The following is a 17,667-nucleotide window of genomic DNA, read 5'->3' as shown; positions in this document are numbered from 1 at the left end:
GCTGGTGGTAAAAGACAATATTACACTGTATAAATATATAAAGATAAATGTATAGATATTATAGATTTAAATAATAAAAAAACCGAACTTAGTAGTAATATGCTGAACCTTATCGCAAGTAAAGTTAATTATTTTATTATAATTACAACTTCTAATTATTCTTATAATGCAAAGAGAAGTTATTACGGTTTTTCCATTTATTTTCCCACACTTTTCCCACATAAGTGTTAGAAAGCTTTAGAATGTTATAAACTGTTATACCCTTGGAGGGGTTGATATACATAAGTTATAGCAGATTGCAGAAAGTTATAAAAGGCAATTTAACGACTCAGGGGTTCAATTCCCCTAGGAGTCACCAAAACGTAAACGTTGATATAGCAGGCTTTACAGCAATGTAAAGCCTGCTATATTTTTATTTTCCCACAACTTTGCCACACAAGTGGTAGAAAGCTTTAGAATGTTATAAAAAGATATACGCTTAAAAGAGTCGATATGCATAAGATACAGCATAATAAAGAAAGTTATAGAAAGCAATTGATCGAACTTACTAAGGATTTGTGAAATTAGTTTTATGGAGCAGAAGTGCTCTTTATTTTTGTGAATATTTTAAAACAAGAATAACAGCTATTATCTCAAATGACATTGGGTAAATATATGGAGGCGTCCTAGTCATAACGATGGCTTATGGATTGCTGTGTTTGAAATTGCTAAAAGATTGAATTTATCTATGAATATTCAAGAACTAAAAGCAAGATATGTAAATGGTAAGCTTTTTAAACTCTTGTTATTAAAATCTTGCATTAAATAATTTAAATAGATTTGCTTGGACAAAAAACATCGGTTAGATATCGGTGTTTTTTTTGTTTTTTCACAATATTAAAGGAAGGTTAAGATGGATTGTTTAGTAAATAACGAGTTATTTTGATTTATTATACAAATTTAGAAGGAATATGATAGAAGAATGCAGAAAGAATCTTAGTAGAATGTTTTAGAAGTATTTACAAGTATTATGTCTAAAATGGGAAGTTGAAAGTTCTTGTAACTATTTTAATTATTTGCTATACAAAAATCATTATATTTTTATTAATTAAAAATAAGTGTATATTAAACTATGTTTATCTCAGAAAGTGAGTGATAATAAATGGTATCAATTATGAAGAAACTTAAGAAAAATTTGTTGAATTTAAGCAAATATAGTAGAGAAAGAAGTGAGGTAGCATATAAATCATGTGAATATATAGAAATACATGGAATTAACGTTGATAATTTATATGCGCTAGAATCTGCTAGTAATGAATTATTAAACATTATGCCTACTGAAGAATACAAAATTCAGATTGAAATAACTGAACAAATTGTGTCATTGATGAACTATTGGTATATTAATGTGCATGATAAAGATGAAAAGGACTTCATAGCCCAGTATTTTTTTACATTGGAGAATTATTATAATATAGCATGGTTATTAGCTATGCTGGGTATATTCGGTTTGTCATGGGATTATCTTATGAAAGGGATTAGGCCAAATTATAGGGAAAAAGGTTTAGAATTAGACAAAGGAATAACTTATTCAATTTGGAAACTAGGAATTGAAACAATACCACAAGCACGTAGAGTAATTATGGAAGTCTGTAGTTGTTACTTTTATTTAGGTAGAATTTTGGGACATAATTATGAAGAATGTTATGGAATATACAAGAGTACGAAAAAATGGTTAAAAATTGGGAGAGAAGCTATAAATGGGGATATAGGATATTTATGTTTTGCTTGTAGTCTTTTTAATCCACATAATAATCAAGAAATGCATGAGATAACTGATACATTAACAGATCAATACTATATTGAGGTTTCAAGAAATAAAGAAGGTGCGCTTCAAATATGTTACACATTACATAGCGTTAATACAATAAGTAATGAGATAAAAATAAAGTGGGCAGTTAACGGTGTAAATATTTTAGATGATTTAAAAAGTACAAATATAGAAAGTCGGGTGGTTTTAGAATCAACAATTTTATTAAATGAGTCTAATTTTAAAAAAACAAAAATTAAAAATATAATCATAGAATATCTAAAATATTTAGAGAACACAATATCCGACTCAACCATTAGGGGATTTCAAAAACAAAAAATGAGTGTAATCATTAATAAATGTATTTTGTTCTCTATTGAACATAATGAGCATGAGTTTGCCGCCGAATGCGCATATATATGGAGAACTTATCCGCACAATATAGAAGGAAATTTTAAGAGTGAGGAAATTCTATTAATTATTTTTAGCAATTTTAAAACTGATATGATAACATACCTAATTTACCTCAATAATAAATGTATTCTTTTAGAATTTCCTAAGAAAATATCTTTGCGTAAATTAATCGACAGTAAAAATGATTTTGAGGGTAATTGGACTGTAATAACTGGCGAAAATTCAGATGAAAACTTTAATTATAACGGATATTCAAATGAGAATTTGGCAAATACATATAATGAAAATTTAGAACAATTCTATTGTATAAGTGAAATAGTAGAAAAAATAAAATTAATAAAAGATATTAGCAAAATTAATATTATTGAAATACCTTGGGTTAATGTACCCATGGAATCTCTAATTGGAATACATTGGGATAAATCTATATCGACGCTAGTTTCAGGCAATCCAAAAGAACAAAGGGTTATAAAGAATATTCTTATTTGGTGTGATCCTGATTGTTCATTACCATCTACAATTATTGAAAAGGAATTAATTGAGAATAATCTTATTAATTGTGAAGGCGTCAATGCTAATATATTTATTGGCGAAGAGTGTTCATATGAATTGTTTTGTGAAAAATATAAAGATGGAAATTATGATATGATTTGGTTAATGTGTCATGGAAACTTTGATTTTGACAATCCATCAAATTCCTGTTTGTATATTTCTAAAGATAAACCCATAGCAATAAATGAATTAATAGATTTAATACCACATACAGATCAGAGGCGATTACTTGTAATAAATGCTTGCGAGAGTGGCTGTTCTTCAGTTAGAAGTTCGGGTATGAATTTTGTTGGATTTGGTGCTAGTTTATCTAATCAGTTTCAATCTGTTATTGGACATTTGTGGCCTATAGATAGTTTTGCAGCTTCTGTTTTTGGTGCAATTCTATCACATAATATATTATGTAATAATGATTGGGGTAAGGCTATTAATAATACTAGAAAGCAAATGAATGATGGAAACAAAGCAATTGAAGAATTTTTTAAAATCACTTTGAAATATGAAGAAAATTCAGAAATCGTACAGAGACTAAATAGATGTTCGCAAGAAATGAATGAATTAATATTTTGGGGTTCATCTGCATTTTTTAAGTAATGAACAATTAGAAAAAAACATCAACTTGGAGGAGAATATGGGTATTATTGACGGATTAATAAGCGTTTTTACAGGAGTAACAGGAAATGGCATATTTAGTTATATTACAAAAGAAGATTTAGAATATAAAATTAATAATGCATATGAATGTGCAGTTAGAAATTTTAATGAAAAGTACGGAGATGAATATGGAGATAAGAATAACAGCTTTTTAATAAGGCAGGAAAATATAGATTTAATTATCAATTCATTTAATTTTCAAGAGGAAAATGTTTCTGTCGAAAGTTTCAATAATAGTCCTTATGTTAGCACTAAATATGCCAGTAATGAAGTAATACTTGATTTTATGTTTTTATTAAGGAAGGAGATGAAAAGTGATTTTCAATTGAGTAAATTATTGGCAGAAAAAGAACATATATGTGAACAGCATCAAATGAATAAACATATCACCCATTTTAACGAGCAGTTGAGCAGAATGGTTGAATTGCAAACCAGATCAAATAATGCACTTATAAATGATAGTGAGATAAATTTTAACGAAATTATGAATATATATAATGAAAAAAACTATACTGAGCAAGAGTTTAAGCTAATTAAATGGTTAAATATTAATAAAGGCCACAAGGAGGGCATTATATTAAAAGCACATATTGAATATAATAGAGGACATTTAGAATTAGCAAAGGAAATTTTTAGTTATATAGTTGAACAATACGAAGAAGAGTTTGAATTTAATAATACGATAGCATTAATATATGAGAAACTTGGTGAATTTAATGCTGCAGAAAAAAAATATCTTTTGGTGTTGCAAAAAGATCCTAGAAACTTAAATGTCTTATATAATATTGGCAATTTATATACAGAGGAATATGAAAACTATGAAGAAAGCCTAAAATATTTATTTAAGGCTAGTGAAGTAGCACCTTACGATAGTGAAGTATTGAATAATATTGGAGCAATATATAAGGAAAAGCTACATGACTATTCTAAAGCCAAGGAATATCTTGAACTTGCTATGAAGTATTCAAAGGATAATCCAGTACCATTTATAAATATGGGAGAATTATATTTAGAGGTGTATAGAGAATATGATAAAGCGGTTATGTTCTTTGAAAGTGCTCTAAAGGTTACAATAAAAGATAAAGGTGAGATACACAATATATTGGGGTTAATATATGGGAGTGTTATTTTTAAGGATAAAGATAAGTCTATCATGAATTTTGAAAAAGCTCTGAAATTTAGTCCTCTTTTAAAGGAGGCAAGGCTTAACTTAAACATTATCAATTCAAATATAGGTTATTTTGATATGTTTAAAACTTTATCATTTGGTAAAGTAGTAGATTTATTGGATGATAAACTAAATCATTATTAAAATAATGATAACTAATTGCTAGTAATCTTATATAAAGCAAATTATAAAAGCCTAGAGCATTAACTACCCATTATTTTTAAAATTAGAAATGTTGTAACTATGCCCATTAGGCGAATAATGGTAAGTTGAGATAACTAGTTAAATACTTAATAAAATTTGGAATAATGTATAGTGAACTCTATCACAGGTAATGTGAGGTTTTTGAGTAGAATTAAACTTCACATTATTCTTATAATGAGAAGTTCAAAAAAAGAAAGTTATAGGAAAATATGTATATGACCTTCTAGTAAAATAATGCGTACATGTTTGAAAAATTTATAATTGAAAGGAACATTATGAAAATTATTGAGACAGAAAGATTGTATCTGAGGGAATTACTAATTGATGATAAAAAAGATTTAATGAAAGTCCTTTCTAACCCTGAATCTATGAAATTCTATCCAAATCCGTTCAGTGAAGAAGAGGTAGAAAGGTGGATTCAATGGAATATTGAAAATTATAAAAAATATAAACACGGACTATGGGCTGTAATATTAAAAGAAGGTCAGATATTTATTGGAGATTGTGGCATAACAATGCAAAACATTGGTGATGAAACTGTACCAGAAATTGGTTTTCATATCATTAAGGACTATTGTAATAAGGGATTTGCAACGGAATCTGCTCTTGCCTGTAAGGAATATGCATTTAAAGTTTTACATTATCATGAAGTATTTTCATATACCACAGTACGAAATATTCCATCACAAAAGGTTGCTGAGAAGATTGGTATGCAGGTTTACAAATATTTTAAAAAGAATGGTGAGAAACAAATTGTTCAAGTTGTAAGTAAAGATTAGTTCGTAAACTTCTTGAATTGTGTATCAAAGTATATTAAGAAATAGAAATATGATGGCTATTAGCCATATTCCTATTATCCTTATAATGGGAAGTCCAAAAGATATGAAGAACTTGATAGGGTTAGGGCATATTACCAATATCTGAAGACATTTCTCAGTTAAAGAGTTGTGTCAAACTAATATAAAAGTGTGAAATTAATAATATTTATAAACTGTAAAGGAGAGATTTTTTATGATTAATGAAATTTTCAAAGACACAATGGCAAATATGAAGTGGACTGAAATACAAAATTACGTTGATAAAAATGCACTTGTCTTATTGCCCATAGGAGTAATTGAAGAGCATGGCCCGCAATTATGTTTAGGAACAGATATTTACACTGCTCATATATACTGCCTCACCATAAAAGAAAAACTTGAAGCAAAGGGACATATAGTTGTTATTGCCCCACCCTTTTATTGGGGTGTTTGCCAATCAACAGGTGGCTTTATAGGTTCTTTCCATGTACGAAAAGAGACTGCGAAAGCATTAATTTCAGATATTTTATTATCACTGTCAGAGTTTGGTTTCAACAATGTTTTTGGTGTTAATACACATGGAGATATTGAGCATAACATTGCGATAATAGAAGCATTTAGGGAAGCCCATGAGCAACTTCATATCAATGCTTGTTATGCTTTTGATGAGGGTAGGTTTCCGCACTTTGGACTAAAGTTGGACGAACCCTATTTATGCCCGATAAAACCACAAACAATTAATGTAAGTAAGGCAGAAGTCTCTGATGTGCATGGTGGAGATATTGAAACAGCCATGATATATGAGTTCTATCCAACTCTGGTTGATGTTGAAAAAGCAAAGTCTTTACCTCCGATTACCTTAGATGACAGCAGTGGTGAAGCGTGGTTGTTCGGCGGTCACATAAAAGAACTTTCATCCCAAGGCTATTTAGGTTCTCCTGCTGATTTTGAATATGTTGAAGTTCAAAAAAATGTTGATGATTATGCTTATAGAATATCTGAAGCAATACTAAGACGAATAGTATAGGCATAATACGAAGTGCATACATTAAGGGTTATGCTACCCTAACCCTTAAAAATGTTCATACTTTAATAGTATTAGAGAGTATTAGTCCTTATTGACCTTCATAGTTATTAGGTATTCACAACAATCATCACCTTGCATGAATGTTTTATTATGTTTACATGATATATTTGGGTTAATACCTTTTGCATAATAAGGGTCTCCATAACAGTGAAGGTAGTACATAATGTTTTCAACACCAAGTTCTCTTGCGACCTTTGATACTAAACACCCTTCACACCTTAAAACTGCTTCAGATTGACTTTTACAAACAAGTTTTCCTTTACCAAAGATTTTTAAAAAATCATCAAGAGTATCGCCTGTATTTGCAGACATATCCTGACCACGCTTTAATGCATCATTTGCGGTGTGTTCTTTAAGAATTTCTATCACTTTATCCCCATACAGTTCTTTAAGTTTTTCAATAATCATAACTGTATTTTCCATATACATTTTAAGTGGTTCTTTCCAATCGACATTGATTTCCTGAATTGATTTAACAACATCATCGCCCAAAGCAGTTGTCAAATGTTCAACTATTTTTGTTGCTCGTTTTACCTGAAAATTGTACAGTTCATGACAGAAAAGACTTTTGACTTCATTCTCAATAATATGAGCCTCCATAACTAATCCTCCTATAAGCGGTATTTATTAGATTGTAACATATTAAAAAGTCAAATCACAGACTGGTAATACATGGATTTTTATGGTATAATATATATATAGAAAATAAGTTTGCTACTCTAATTTTTTCAAACAAAGAGTGGTTCATTTTATGGGAAATAAGGTAAAACTCTAGCTACTTATTTAACTGCCCATTATTCTTATGATGTGAAGCTGGAAAAATGAATAATAAATTCATAAGTGTAGGGATATCAGAGATTTGTACTTTAGAATGTTATAAAATGGTATACGATTGAAAGTACTGGTATATATAAGTACCATATGGCTATTGAAAAAAATAATTTAACACATTTTTAACACACAAGTGTTAGAAAGCTTTAGAATGTTATAAAATGATATAGGCTTCAAAAAGAGGGTGCATCTATATTATAGTAGGTTACAGAAAGTTATAACAAGCAATTTAACGAATCAGGGGTTCAATTCCCCTAGGAGTCACCAAAACGTAAACGTTGATATAGCAGGCTTTACAGCAATGTAAAACCTGTTATTTTTTTATTTTCCCACAATTTTAACACATTAGTTTCAGAAATGTTTAGAATGTTATAAAATGATATATGCTTGCAAGGATTGTAACTACGTAAGTGGTAAGCTTTTTAAACTCTTGTCATTAAAATCTTACATTAAATAATTTAAATAGATTTGCTTGGATAAAAAACATCGGTTAGATATCGGTGTTTTTTTGTTGTTTCATAATATTAAAGAAAAGTTAAGAGGAATTGTTTAGTAAATAACGAGTTATTTTGATGATAAGTGTGGGGAATACTGTAGTTAACTAGACATGTTTTATAAAGATATCTGACTGTTTAAGAATAAAGGGTATATGTCGAACTTTGAGAAATACGCGTCATAACTATTGAAATTGAATAATACGGTATTGAGAAATAAAAACATTTACTATTATGGGAATATATTTATGTATAAATATGTATAACATGCTATAATTTCTATAAAGTTATGTCGAAGTTGTAGTAATTGTGGTGCTAACGATTATTTGTATAATATGAAAGCGGGGGTAAAGATGGAAAACATAAGTATTAAAAAACAAATTCATCACCTATTAAAAGGTAAAGCTATTGAACTTGTGCCCATAACAAAAGAACATATGGATTTTATATGTGATGAAGAAAGTGATACAGAATTATGGTGTTATGAAGAACATGTTGAGACTGACAAGGAATGTATTCGAAAAAGGTTTACTAAGAGAATTGAAGAAAAAGATGTTTTCGATTTTATTGTAAAACGCAGTTCAGATGGGGCCCAGATGGGAGCAGCTTATATATGGCAATGTAGTTCCACACGTAAAAGCTGGGAAATTGGATATGTTATCTTGCCGGAATTTCAAGGTAATGGATATTGTTTAGAGAGTACACAGCTTTTAATATCCTTTGCATTTAACGAATTGGATGCCCATAAGGTATTAGGTATGTGCCATTGCGATAATCAAAGATCTGCATCTATAATGCAAAAAGTAGGCATGTCAAAGCAGGGTGTATTCAGGGAAGAGTATCAATGTCGAGGTAAGTGGAGCGACCAATTCTATTATAGTATTTTGGAGCGAGAATACTATAATAATTACAAACAAAGTTAACTCAAATCTATATGCTGTGGTATATGAGAATAGTGTAAAGTTATGTTAATTCGCTATATTCTAATTACGTGTCATAACCAACTGTAAGAGTTATTAGATTGTTTGCGCAGGTTGTATCTAAAATGGGAAGTTGAAAAAAATAAAATGTAATTGATTAATAAGGGCGTAGAGACATGTCAAACCCGTTAAATATGGCGACATATTTTTAATGTTAAAATAGATAGGGTGGTTTAATTATGCAAAATATAATTTTAACGTCTACTGGGTTTACTAACAAAAACATCGAAGAAAAATTTTTATCATTGGTAAATGTACCTAATGATAAAATTAAAGTTATTTTTATTCCAACTGCTGCAATAACAGAGGACGCAAGGGTGTGGATTCCAATATGCAAAAATGACCTTTTAGAGGCTGGTATTTTAGAAGATAACATAGTTACATATGATTTAGATAGAATTATGAGTTGTGATGAAATTTGTGATTATACTTGTATTAGCCTTTAATTTAGTGTTGTTCTATGGTAATATATTATTTAATTGGTAAATTATAATGAGGTCAGTTAGTTAATTGAAGGGATGATTTTAAATGGGTATTATTTTAAGTATTAAAAGTTTATTCGTAATTATTCTACCTATATGGATACTGGTTAGAGTAGTTTCAATTCATAAGAATCCCAGTAAGGGTCAGTTTTTAGTTAAAAGGGAGATTGTATTTAATATTTTTTCGTTGTATATTTTTTGTTTTATAGGTATAACTTTATTTCCTCTATTTATAAGTTTTACTGGTGAAAAGGGTTATGTTGGAATAAACATTGTACCAGTTTTTAACACAATAAAGGATGTAGCAAATGTTATGAGTGATTCACAAATTCAAAATTTTATGATTAAATTTTGGATAAAAAATATTTTAGGCAATATGTTGCTATTGTTACCTTTCGGCTTATTACTCCCGATGTTATGGGAGAAGTTTGAAAATATTAGAAATACACTTTTAATCTCATTTATTTTTTCTTTCAGTATAGAAATCCTTCAACTTTTATCTTACTATATAGGTAATAGAGGTAGGTCATTCGATATTGATGATATAATATTAAATACTTTTGGTGCTTGGATAGGATACATGTTTTATAAGAAAATTCTACTAAAAATGAGTAACAAACAATTTCTAAATGGCATTCACAGGAATGTAGATTATAGTAAATAAATTTTTGTGTCGAACTTGTAGAAAATTTTGAAGTAAGGTTACTTATTATTTGGAGGGTAAAAATGCGTGCAGAACAAGAAATGTTTGATTTAATTCTAAATATTGCAAAGAAAGATGAAAGAATTCGTGCAGTTTTTATGAATGGTTCAAGAACAAACCCGAATGCTGTAAAAGATATTTTTCAGGATTATGATATTGAATATGTTGTTAAGGAAACAAAGTCTTTTCGTGAAGATAATAGTTGGATTGACAAATTTGGTGAACGGTTATATATGCAATATCCTGAAGGTAATTCATTTTTCCCAGGTGATGTAGAAAATTGCTATGCTTGGCTTATACAGTTTACAGATGGAAATCGTCTCGATTTAACTATATGCACATTAACACAGGCAATTCAAGATATTAGAAATGATAAACTTTGTAAAATACTACTCGATAAAGACAAGTGTTTACCATATATACCAGAGGCAACAGATGAAGTTCATTGGGTAAAGAAACCGACAGAGTGCCAATTCATGGATGCATGTAATGAATTTTGGTGGTGTCTTAATAATGTTGCGAAGGGTTTATGGAGAGAAGAAGTACCATATGTAATGGACATGCTAAATCATGCTGTCCGTCCGTGGTTAATACTATTATTAGGATGGAAAATTGGATATGATACGAATTTTACAGTTAGTATTGGAAAATCAGGAAAGTATATGTATAGATGGATAAAAGAGGGCGAATGGGATACGTTTTTAAAAACTTATCCTTCTGGAGTTGTAAAAGATATTTGGGAATCAGTATTTATTATGTGTGACCTATTTAATGATATGGCAAAAGAAGTATCTTTTATCATGAATGTTAAATATAATGAGGTTGAGGCAAAGAATAGTTTAAAGTTTTTAAAAGATGTTTTTGTATTACCTAAAGATGCTGAAAAAATATATTAGTGGGTAGCATAGGGTATTCATAGTGTACGTATAGTTACTTCGTAATCTTCTTAAAGTTCGTCATAAACAACTGTAAGCGCACTAAAGAAATTAGGTAGACTGGACAGATTGTGGCTATACTCATGCTAATAATAAGAAGTTAAAGGTTTATAAAAAGTTTTATTTAGAAAGTGTCATTGCTGTAGTAAATTGTGAAATTTGTATATCAAGAGTATCAACATATGAGACAATAATAGAATGTACTTCGCCTAACAAAATGTTGTCGTTCACCTTGGCTGGTGGACTATTTTTATATAGCAATATGTAAATTTATGACTTATAATCTATATATAGGTTAGTACTTAACCCATCGCCAAGGCACATTCCCCAGTCCAAGTGCAATCGTACTATGTCTGGGAAACGTCGACAACACGAAACGTTAGTGCGCCAAGCAAAGCTTGGCATCTACTTGCGATGTGGTTAACGTCACGGAAGTCAATACAGAAGAATCGTAAAAGGTGAGATTCTCGAGGGTCTGCTGGGGTCAAAGAACGTGGCATGTATAGAGAGATGCTAGGAACTTGGGAGGAATCCTATAGCTCCTTTAATCAGTTTTTTGATAATATGTATTTAAGTAAATTATTTTTTATAAAAGGTGGGGTTGAAATGAAAGTAATTGCAATTATGGGAAGTCCTCATAAAGGGAATGGCTATAAAATTGTTCAGAAGATAGAAAATGAGTTGAAACTAGTAGGTGATGTAGATTTTAAATATGTATTTCTTAGTGATTCTAATCTTAATATGTGTAAAGGGTGTTTTGCCTGTATATCAAAGGGGGAAATGTTTTGTCCCTTGAAAGATGACAAGGAAAGTATTGAGCAAGAAATTTTAAAATCAGATGGTGTAATTCTTAGTTCTCCCGGGTATGCACTAAATGTTAGCGGATTAATGAAAAACTTTATTGACCGTTTTGCATATAGCTTACACAGACCAAAATTCTTTAATCAGTCCCTTATGCTTGTTGCTAATGGTGGTTCTGGGTTAAATAAAGTTATTAAAGCACTATCTACTACTTTGGGGGGAAGTCTAAAAGTTTGTGAATTAGGAGTAACAAGTACACCTTGGGAAGCTAATAAAAAGTATGAGGAGAATGTTGAAAAAGATATTAAAAGTAGTGCAAGAAAATTTTATGAATCAATGAAATATAGAAAAAAAACAAATCCTCCATTAGGTAATCTAATATGGTTTAAAATTTTTAAAAAGATGGCAAGTATTTCAAAAGAAACCTTACCCGCTGATTATAAGTATTATAGTGGCAAGAAAAATTATTTTTATGAAACGAAAGTGAACTTTTTAAAAAGTTTTATTGCAGACATTATCGCAAGTATTGGTGTATGGAGTATGAAAAAACGAATTGTATTCAAATAGTTGGAGGTGTTCGAGTGAAGATTAAATCCAAATTATTGCTTTTTGATTTGGACGATACCCTATTAAATTCCGAAAAATTCGTTTCACAGGCAAATGTTTTAGCAATTAGCAAGTGTAAGTCTACAGGGATGATTATAGGGTATATAACTGCAAGATCGCCACGCAAGGTAAAAACATATCTGAAAGATTTACCCTGCGATTGTATATCGTATTACAACGGTGCATCAATAGTTGCAGAAAATATCTTATTAGAAAAAAATGAAATTCCATATGTAGAAGGCATTAAAACAATGTCTGAAATTCAAACTGCATATCCTGATATTGCAATTGGTGCATATCTTGAGCCATATAATTATTTTAATGGACAAATTCAAAACATAAGCACAAAAAAAGTGTATTCAGGAACAATACAAGATTTAGCACTATATGATATTCAACGCATACGAGTTGTGACGGAAGCTTGTAAAGATGTCTCATTGGACCAATTCATCACCAGTGATATGAAATACCTTCTTTCAATAAATGGTTCGGCAATTATAACGAGTAAAAGGGCCACCAAGGAGAATGCGGTGCGTAAATTTGGGGAGTATTTTAATATTGATATAAATGATATCGTCGCATTTGGTGATGATACTAATGATATAGGTATGATAAAAACTGCTGGCATTGGTGTTGCAATGGGTAATGCAATTGACGAGTTGAAATCTGTTGCTGATTTTGTTTGCGATACCAATGACAATGACGGCGTGGCGAAGTGGATAAACCATTTCCTGTTATAAGCTAAAACTTTAGTTTTCACCATTTTTATATTATTCACCAAGGAATAAGGGTTTGAAGGTTGCAATAGTTGATAGGTTTACAATAATGGTACTTCCACTAACAAAAGATTAGCAGACGTCCTTTTACCGGGTGCAATGCACCACCAAGAAGTATTCCTTAATGGTCCGGTTCAGGAACATCGCTAATCCGAAACGTTAGTGGTAATGGCATATTAATAAAAATTTTAGTTTCGCACTAATTTGTTAATTAATATACATTTGCATTTTAGCACAAAACGAGGATTTTCTATATAATTTTTATTGAATTGGAGGAACAATAATGTCAGTTGTGAGAAATAAAGATGGCAGTGTCTCTATCAAAAATAATAATGGGGTAACTGTTATTGGTAGAATGGTAGGAGTTTCAGATGATAAACGTGAAGAAAAATTCCAACAGTGGGTTGAGGACTGTGCTAAACTAGTAACTGCAAATGCTCATACAATAAAGGGAACAGAGCAGTATTTTTTAGAGCAGTGTGATGCTCTACTTCTTGCCGCAAATGATAGGCGTATGAAAAATTTTCAATTAAATGTAATTATGAACTATTTCAAAGATAAACTTGAGCATCAGTCATCAGAGTTTTCCTTTGATATGACAGACCAAGAAATAGAAAAATGGAACAAAGAGAAAAATGCTATGAGTGAAGAAGCAATGAATTCTTCTGCTGAGTATTTTGGACTTAATATGCGTGGATACTATTTGCCTCATACAGAACGTAATGAAGTCTATTATGAACAGGCTTATATTGAAACACAAATATGGATGAAACATACCGATTCTAACTTCAAGCAAATTGAAATGCAGGATATTTGTTTCTTTTTTGAGGAAACTACAGAACATTGCGAATCTAGTGGTGGGGGAAATAATTTGATGCAGCAACTTATAGTTTTTAGAGGTGTTTGTGAGGATGATATTAAAAAACGTAATCCACGATTTTTAGGATATATCAGTACATTGCGCGATATTGGAAATTTGCCTGATTTTATAACCCAACTAATCGAGTTGTAGATTAAGAAAACAACATAAGAGCTATGTAAGTTTTATTAAACTCCTGTAACGCTGGGACACTGTTTGATTACGATAAAGCGGAAGCTTATGCATTAGCAAAGCATTCAAACATTTTAATTTCAGATATAAGGAAGAGAATGAGTTAAGAAATTATAGATTAATAAATAAGCAAATTTGGGTTGAGTATGAAAATGGGGAAATAGATTCTAAAAATTTGAAAATTGAAAAATCTAACCTTCGTTTAGTTATTATTCGTTAGGCACTACCAAAATGATTCTTACATAAGATAATCATTTTATACATTGACATAAGTATAAATACACCTTATACTTAATTGAAAATGACTTTCAATATCATATTTTTAAAGGAGCGTTATATTAATGGAAAAATTTTTACCAGGACTAATTATGGGTTTTAGAGAAGGCCTTGAAGCTTTCTTAATTGTAGTAATTATACTTCAATATTTGAAAAAAAGTGGCAATATTACTTTCAGGAAAAATGCCTTTTCAGGAGCTTTAGTAGGAATTTTAGCTTCAATAGGAATTGGTGCAATTTTATTCTATATATCTAAATCTATTGGTAAAACGGAGGAATTATCTAAGGTGTGGGAAAGCTCGGCTAGTATTTTAGCACTAATATTGATAACTACTTTTATTTATTGGATGATAAAACATGGAAGAAACATGATTGCCGAGGTTCAAAAACAAGTTAAAACTAATCTTTCAGCTTTAGGCATTTTTAGTATTACCTTTATTATGGTTGCTCGTGAAGGTGCAGAAATTGCAATATTTCTTTTTGCAGGTAAATATACTTTATTATCAATATTTTCAGGGGTTTTTGCAGCGTTAATTTTTGCAATATTAATTTATTTTTCATTAGTGAAAATAAATTTAAAAATATTATTTAATTTAACTTTAGTATATTTGATTTTACAAGCTGGTTTTTTACTAGGTTATGGAATTCATGAAGGATTGTCTGCACTAAGTTCTCTAAATATACTTGCAAGTACAAGTCCTATATTTATTAAGGCTTTCGACCTTTCAAAAACCATATTATACCATAAAGAAGGTATTATAGGACTTCCTCTTTACGTTTTATTTGGTTGGTACTCAAAGCCAGAAATCATACAATTCGTTGTTCAATATGTTTACACCTTTATCATGTTTTTTATTTGGCATATGGAATTGAAAAAATAGAATACTTGTACATTGTGATATTTTGAATATTTAATATTGTCCTAGATTAAAATGTAATTAATGTATTTTCACTTTTATATATATTAAACTTTCAAGTCCAAACAAAAAATCAGTCATGGTGATTGACTAACACACTAACTGAAATTAAGAGTGAAAAAGTATTCTCATAATAAAAACTTATTAGTTATGAGATGAAATTATAATCCACATTGTTAAGTTAAATCAACAATATGGATTTTTATTTTCGCTCTTACACCAAATGAATTTGACATAGTACATATTCTTTCATCTAATAAGGGTAAAGTATTTACAAGAGAGCTATTTTTTATTGAAGTTTATGAATATATCTTTATAAAATCTACACATCTTCTTTGTATAATGTTAATTAGATAATATAATAGATAAAGAGGTGACCTATGAGTAGTAAAAAACAGAAAATTAAAGTTTACAACATGACATGTACCTCCTGTGAAGCTAGAATAGAAAAGTCACTGATGAGTATCAGTGGAGTTACTAAGGTATTAGCTGATTACAAAAGTGAAAGTGTATTATTAGAATATGATGATGAAATGTGTAATATAGTACAAATTAAAGAAAAAATCTCAAAAATTGGTTATAGTACAGAGAATTCTGGCAATTTCAAACTTGTTGGTATGCTGATAATAGTTCTTGCAATTATTCTTTTAAGTAAGGCTGGTAATAGCTTTGACATGGAATCTAAGCTAGAAAACGCATCTTATTTAGTTCTATTTATAGTAGGTGTTTTCACTTCCCTGCACTGCGTAGGTATGTGTGGCGGCATAATGTTATCACAAAGCATTTCAACAGAAAATAAAATCAATTTTCAATCTCTAAAACCAGCTATATTTTATAATTTAGGCAGAGTGATATCCTACACTATTCTTGGTGGAATTGTTGGAGCTCTAGGTTCTGTTTTTTCTTTTACGTTACCATTTAAGGCTGGTCTTCAGGTTTTAGCTGGGATTTTTATGATTATTATGGGATTAAATATGTCTGGATACAGTCTTTTTAGAAGATTTAACATAAAATTACCTTGGTCTTTCTGTAATCTTAAAAAAAGTGGAAAAACTCCTTTTGTTGTAGGCATTTTGAATGGTTTTATGCCTTGTGGACCTCTTCAAACTATGCAATTATATGCTCTTGGCACAGGTAGCGCGATGCTTGGTGCTACTTCAATGTTTATATTTGCGCTTGGTACAGTGCCTCTAATGCTTGGCTTTGGAGCTATCACCGGTCTGTTAAGTAAGGATCATACTAAGCAACTTGTAAAATTTGGAGGAATTCTAATAGTTGTTCTTGGACTTATTATGGGTAATAGAGGATTAGCTCTTGCTGGTATTAATATATCCCCTATGGCTTTATTGCGTACTGCTCATCAGCAAAATAATTCTGCTAAGCAGCCTAATTCTCCTGGGAATACTTCAAAAGCTACTATTGAAAACGGAGTTCAGGTAATAAATATGACTGCCAATGCTAGTGGCTACACCCCTAGTGTATTATATGTACAAAAGAATGTTCCTGTTAAGTGGGTAATAAATGGAGAGCAACTAACTTCTTGTAATAATGCCATTGTGGTTCCTTCTATGGATATAGAAAAAAAATTAGAGTCTGGTGAAAACATCATAAATTTCACACCTGGAGATAAAGATATAAACTTTAGTTGTTGGATGGGTATGATAGGTGGAGTAATTAAGGTAGTAGATGATGCTAATACCATCGATGCTACTAGTGATTCCAATAAAACTAGCCCTACTACTCCAGTCAGTCCTAGTATATATGGCAGTGATATAACTAAAACCCCCATCGAAATCTTAGTTAAAAAAGCCAAGCTAAGCAATAATACTCAAAGCTTAACTATAAATGGAATTGGTTATGAACTTTCTCCTATTATATCTGTAATGCAAAGTGGTCTTAAAGCTAATTTATCGGTTGACTTAACAAAGTTTGAGAATGCTGAGGGAGTATACTCAATAATTGACGCTGACTCTAAAGCTATTTCTTCCTTTGAAGGTAAAAAAGGAAGAAATCAGGTTTCGCTAACATTTGATAAACCCGGTGTCTATGGAATCGTAAAAGATAGCAATACACTTGGATTAATAGAGGTATCTGAGGACATTAATCCTATAGTGCTTGAAGATTTAAGGGATAAGTATCTAAAATGAACT

At 30.3% G+C, this 17,667-nt stretch carries 15 protein-coding genes; 14 read left to right on the top strand and 1 reads right to left on the bottom strand.

What is annotated here, in order from left to right:
• The first annotated feature begins 1,153 nt into the window (after window positions 1-1,153).
• The 4 genes from ACREV6_RS21885 (at window position 1,154) to ACREV6_RS21870 (ending at window position 6,605) form a co-directional block, all read left to right on the top strand.
• Window positions 1,154-3,349 carry a CHAT domain-containing protein gene (locus ACREV6_RS21885; protein ID WP_431580168.1) on the top strand — a complete coding sequence of 732 codons (2,196 nt, stop codon included), beginning with the start codon at window positions 1,154-1,156 and terminating at the stop codon, window positions 3,347-3,349.
• 37 nt (window positions 3,350-3,386) lie between these two features.
• Complete coding sequence (locus tag ACREV6_RS21880) at window positions 3,387-4,721, top strand: tetratricopeptide repeat protein (RefSeq protein WP_431580167.1); 1,335 nt, start codon at window positions 3,387-3,389, stop codon at window positions 4,719-4,721.
• A gap of 335 nt (window positions 4,722-5,056) precedes the next feature.
• The gene (locus ACREV6_RS21875) at window positions 5,057-5,560 is read left to right on the top strand and encodes a GNAT family N-acetyltransferase (protein ID WP_431580166.1); all 504 of its coding nucleotides are present in this window, start codon (window positions 5,057-5,059) and stop codon (window positions 5,558-5,560) included.
• A gap of 232 nt (window positions 5,561-5,792) precedes the next feature.
• Window positions 5,793-6,605, top strand: coding sequence for a creatininase family protein (locus tag ACREV6_RS21870; RefSeq protein ID WP_431580165.1), 813 nt, complete (start codon window positions 5,793-5,795; stop codon window positions 6,603-6,605).
• Window positions 6,606-6,686: 81 nt separating this feature from the next.
• Here ACREV6_RS21870 and ACREV6_RS21865 read toward each other — a convergent pair whose 3' ends face one another.
• Entirely contained in the window at window positions 6,687-7,265 is a 579-nt protein-coding gene (locus tag ACREV6_RS21865; RefSeq protein ID WP_431580164.1) for an L-2-amino-thiazoline-4-carboxylic acid hydrolase, read from the bottom strand.
• A 1,078-nt stretch (window positions 7,266-8,343) separates the two neighbouring features.
• Between ACREV6_RS21865 and ACREV6_RS21860 the strand changes: the two genes are divergently transcribed.
• From ACREV6_RS21860 to ACREV6_RS21815, 10 genes are all read left to right on the top strand, one after another.
• Window positions 8,344-8,913 carry a GNAT family N-acetyltransferase gene (locus ACREV6_RS21860; RefSeq protein ID WP_431580163.1) on the top strand — a complete coding sequence of 190 codons (570 nt, stop codon included), beginning with the start codon at window positions 8,344-8,346 and terminating at the stop codon, window positions 8,911-8,913.
• Window positions 8,914-9,149: 236 nt separating this feature from the next.
• On the top strand, window positions 9,150-9,416 hold the full coding sequence (locus ACREV6_RS21855; RefSeq protein ID WP_431580162.1) for a hypothetical protein: 267 nt from the start codon (window positions 9,150-9,152) through the stop codon (window positions 9,414-9,416).
• A gap of 82 nt (window positions 9,417-9,498) precedes the next feature.
• On the top strand, window positions 9,499-10,116 hold the full coding sequence (locus ACREV6_RS21850; protein ID WP_431580161.1) for a VanZ family protein: 618 nt from the start codon (window positions 9,499-9,501) through the stop codon (window positions 10,114-10,116).
• A gap of 62 nt (window positions 10,117-10,178) precedes the next feature.
• Window positions 10,179-11,051: an aminoglycoside 6-adenylyltransferase gene (locus ACREV6_RS21845; protein WP_431580160.1), complete on the top strand. Its 873-nt coding sequence runs from the start codon at window positions 10,179-10,181 to the stop codon at window positions 11,049-11,051.
• A 645-nt stretch (window positions 11,052-11,696) separates the two neighbouring features.
• Entirely contained in the window at window positions 11,697-12,458 is a 762-nt protein-coding gene (locus ACREV6_RS21840; RefSeq protein WP_431580159.1) for a flavodoxin family protein, read from the top strand.
• A gap of 14 nt (window positions 12,459-12,472) precedes the next feature.
• Window positions 12,473-13,237 (top strand): HAD-IIB family hydrolase, encoded by a 765-nt coding sequence (locus ACREV6_RS21835; RefSeq protein WP_431580158.1) that lies wholly within the window; start codon window positions 12,473-12,475, stop codon window positions 13,235-13,237.
• A 319-nt stretch (window positions 13,238-13,556) separates the two neighbouring features.
• Window positions 13,557-14,285: a hypothetical protein gene (locus ACREV6_RS21830; protein WP_431580157.1), complete on the top strand. Its 729-nt coding sequence runs from the start codon at window positions 13,557-13,559 to the stop codon at window positions 14,283-14,285.
• 380 nt (window positions 14,286-14,665) lie between these two features.
• Complete coding sequence (locus ACREV6_RS21825; RefSeq protein WP_431580156.1) at window positions 14,666-15,481, top strand: FTR1 family iron permease; 816 nt, start codon at window positions 14,666-14,668, stop codon at window positions 15,479-15,481.
• Between the two features lie 228 nt (window positions 15,482-15,709).
• The gene (locus ACREV6_RS21820; protein WP_431580184.1) at window positions 15,710-15,874 is read left to right on the top strand and encodes a winged helix-turn-helix domain-containing protein; all 165 of its coding nucleotides are present in this window, start codon (window positions 15,710-15,712) and stop codon (window positions 15,872-15,874) included.
• Between the two features lie 23 nt (window positions 15,875-15,897).
• Window positions 15,898-17,664: an urease accessory protein UreH domain-containing protein gene (locus tag ACREV6_RS21815; RefSeq protein ID WP_431580155.1), complete on the top strand. Its 1,767-nt coding sequence runs from the start codon at window positions 15,898-15,900 to the stop codon at window positions 17,662-17,664.
• The last annotated feature ends 3 nt before the right edge of the window (window positions 17,665-17,667 follow it).

This window comes from Clostridium sp., from assembly GCF_050717515.1.
Taxonomy (GTDB): Bacteria; Bacillota; Clostridia; order Clostridiales; family Clostridiaceae; genus Clostridium_AD.
The sequence above is the reverse complement of the archived record's forward strand: the minus strand, read 5'-3'. Positions and strand labels throughout refer to the sequence as shown.

Bases quoted from the DNA above. Each gene is read 5' to 3' on its own strand.
- ACREV6_RS21885 (WP_431580168.1), top strand. From the start codon at position 1,154: ATGAAGAAACTTAAGAAAAATTTGTTGAATTTAAGCAAATATAGTAGA.
- ACREV6_RS21880 (WP_431580167.1), top strand. From the start codon at position 3,387: ATGGGTATTATTGACGGATTAATAAGCGTTTTTACAGGAGTAACAGGA.
- ACREV6_RS21875 (WP_431580166.1), top strand. From the start codon at position 5,057: ATGAAAATTATTGAGACAGAAAGATTGTATCTGAGGGAATTACTAATT.
- ACREV6_RS21870 (WP_431580165.1), top strand. From the start codon at position 5,793: ATGATTAATGAAATTTTCAAAGACACAATGGCAAATATGAAGTGGACT.
- ACREV6_RS21865 (WP_431580164.1), bottom strand. From the start codon at position 7,265: ATGGAGGCTCATATTATTGAGAATGAAGTCAAAAGTCTTTTCTGTCAT.
- ACREV6_RS21860 (WP_431580163.1), top strand. From the start codon at position 8,344: ATGGAAAACATAAGTATTAAAAAACAAATTCATCACCTATTAAAAGGT.
- ACREV6_RS21855 (WP_431580162.1), top strand. From the start codon at position 9,150: ATGCAAAATATAATTTTAACGTCTACTGGGTTTACTAACAAAAACATC.
- ACREV6_RS21850 (WP_431580161.1), top strand. From the start codon at position 9,499: ATGGGTATTATTTTAAGTATTAAAAGTTTATTCGTAATTATTCTACCT.
- ACREV6_RS21845 (WP_431580160.1), top strand. From the start codon at position 10,179: ATGCGTGCAGAACAAGAAATGTTTGATTTAATTCTAAATATTGCAAAG.
- ACREV6_RS21840 (WP_431580159.1), top strand. From the start codon at position 11,697: ATGAAAGTAATTGCAATTATGGGAAGTCCTCATAAAGGGAATGGCTAT.
- ACREV6_RS21830 (WP_431580157.1), top strand. From the start codon at position 13,557: ATGTCAGTTGTGAGAAATAAAGATGGCAGTGTCTCTATCAAAAATAAT.
- ACREV6_RS21825 (WP_431580156.1), top strand. From the start codon at position 14,666: ATGGAAAAATTTTTACCAGGACTAATTATGGGTTTTAGAGAAGGCCTT.
- ACREV6_RS21815 (WP_431580155.1), top strand. From the start codon at position 15,898: ATGAGTAGTAAAAAACAGAAAATTAAAGTTTACAACATGACATGTACC.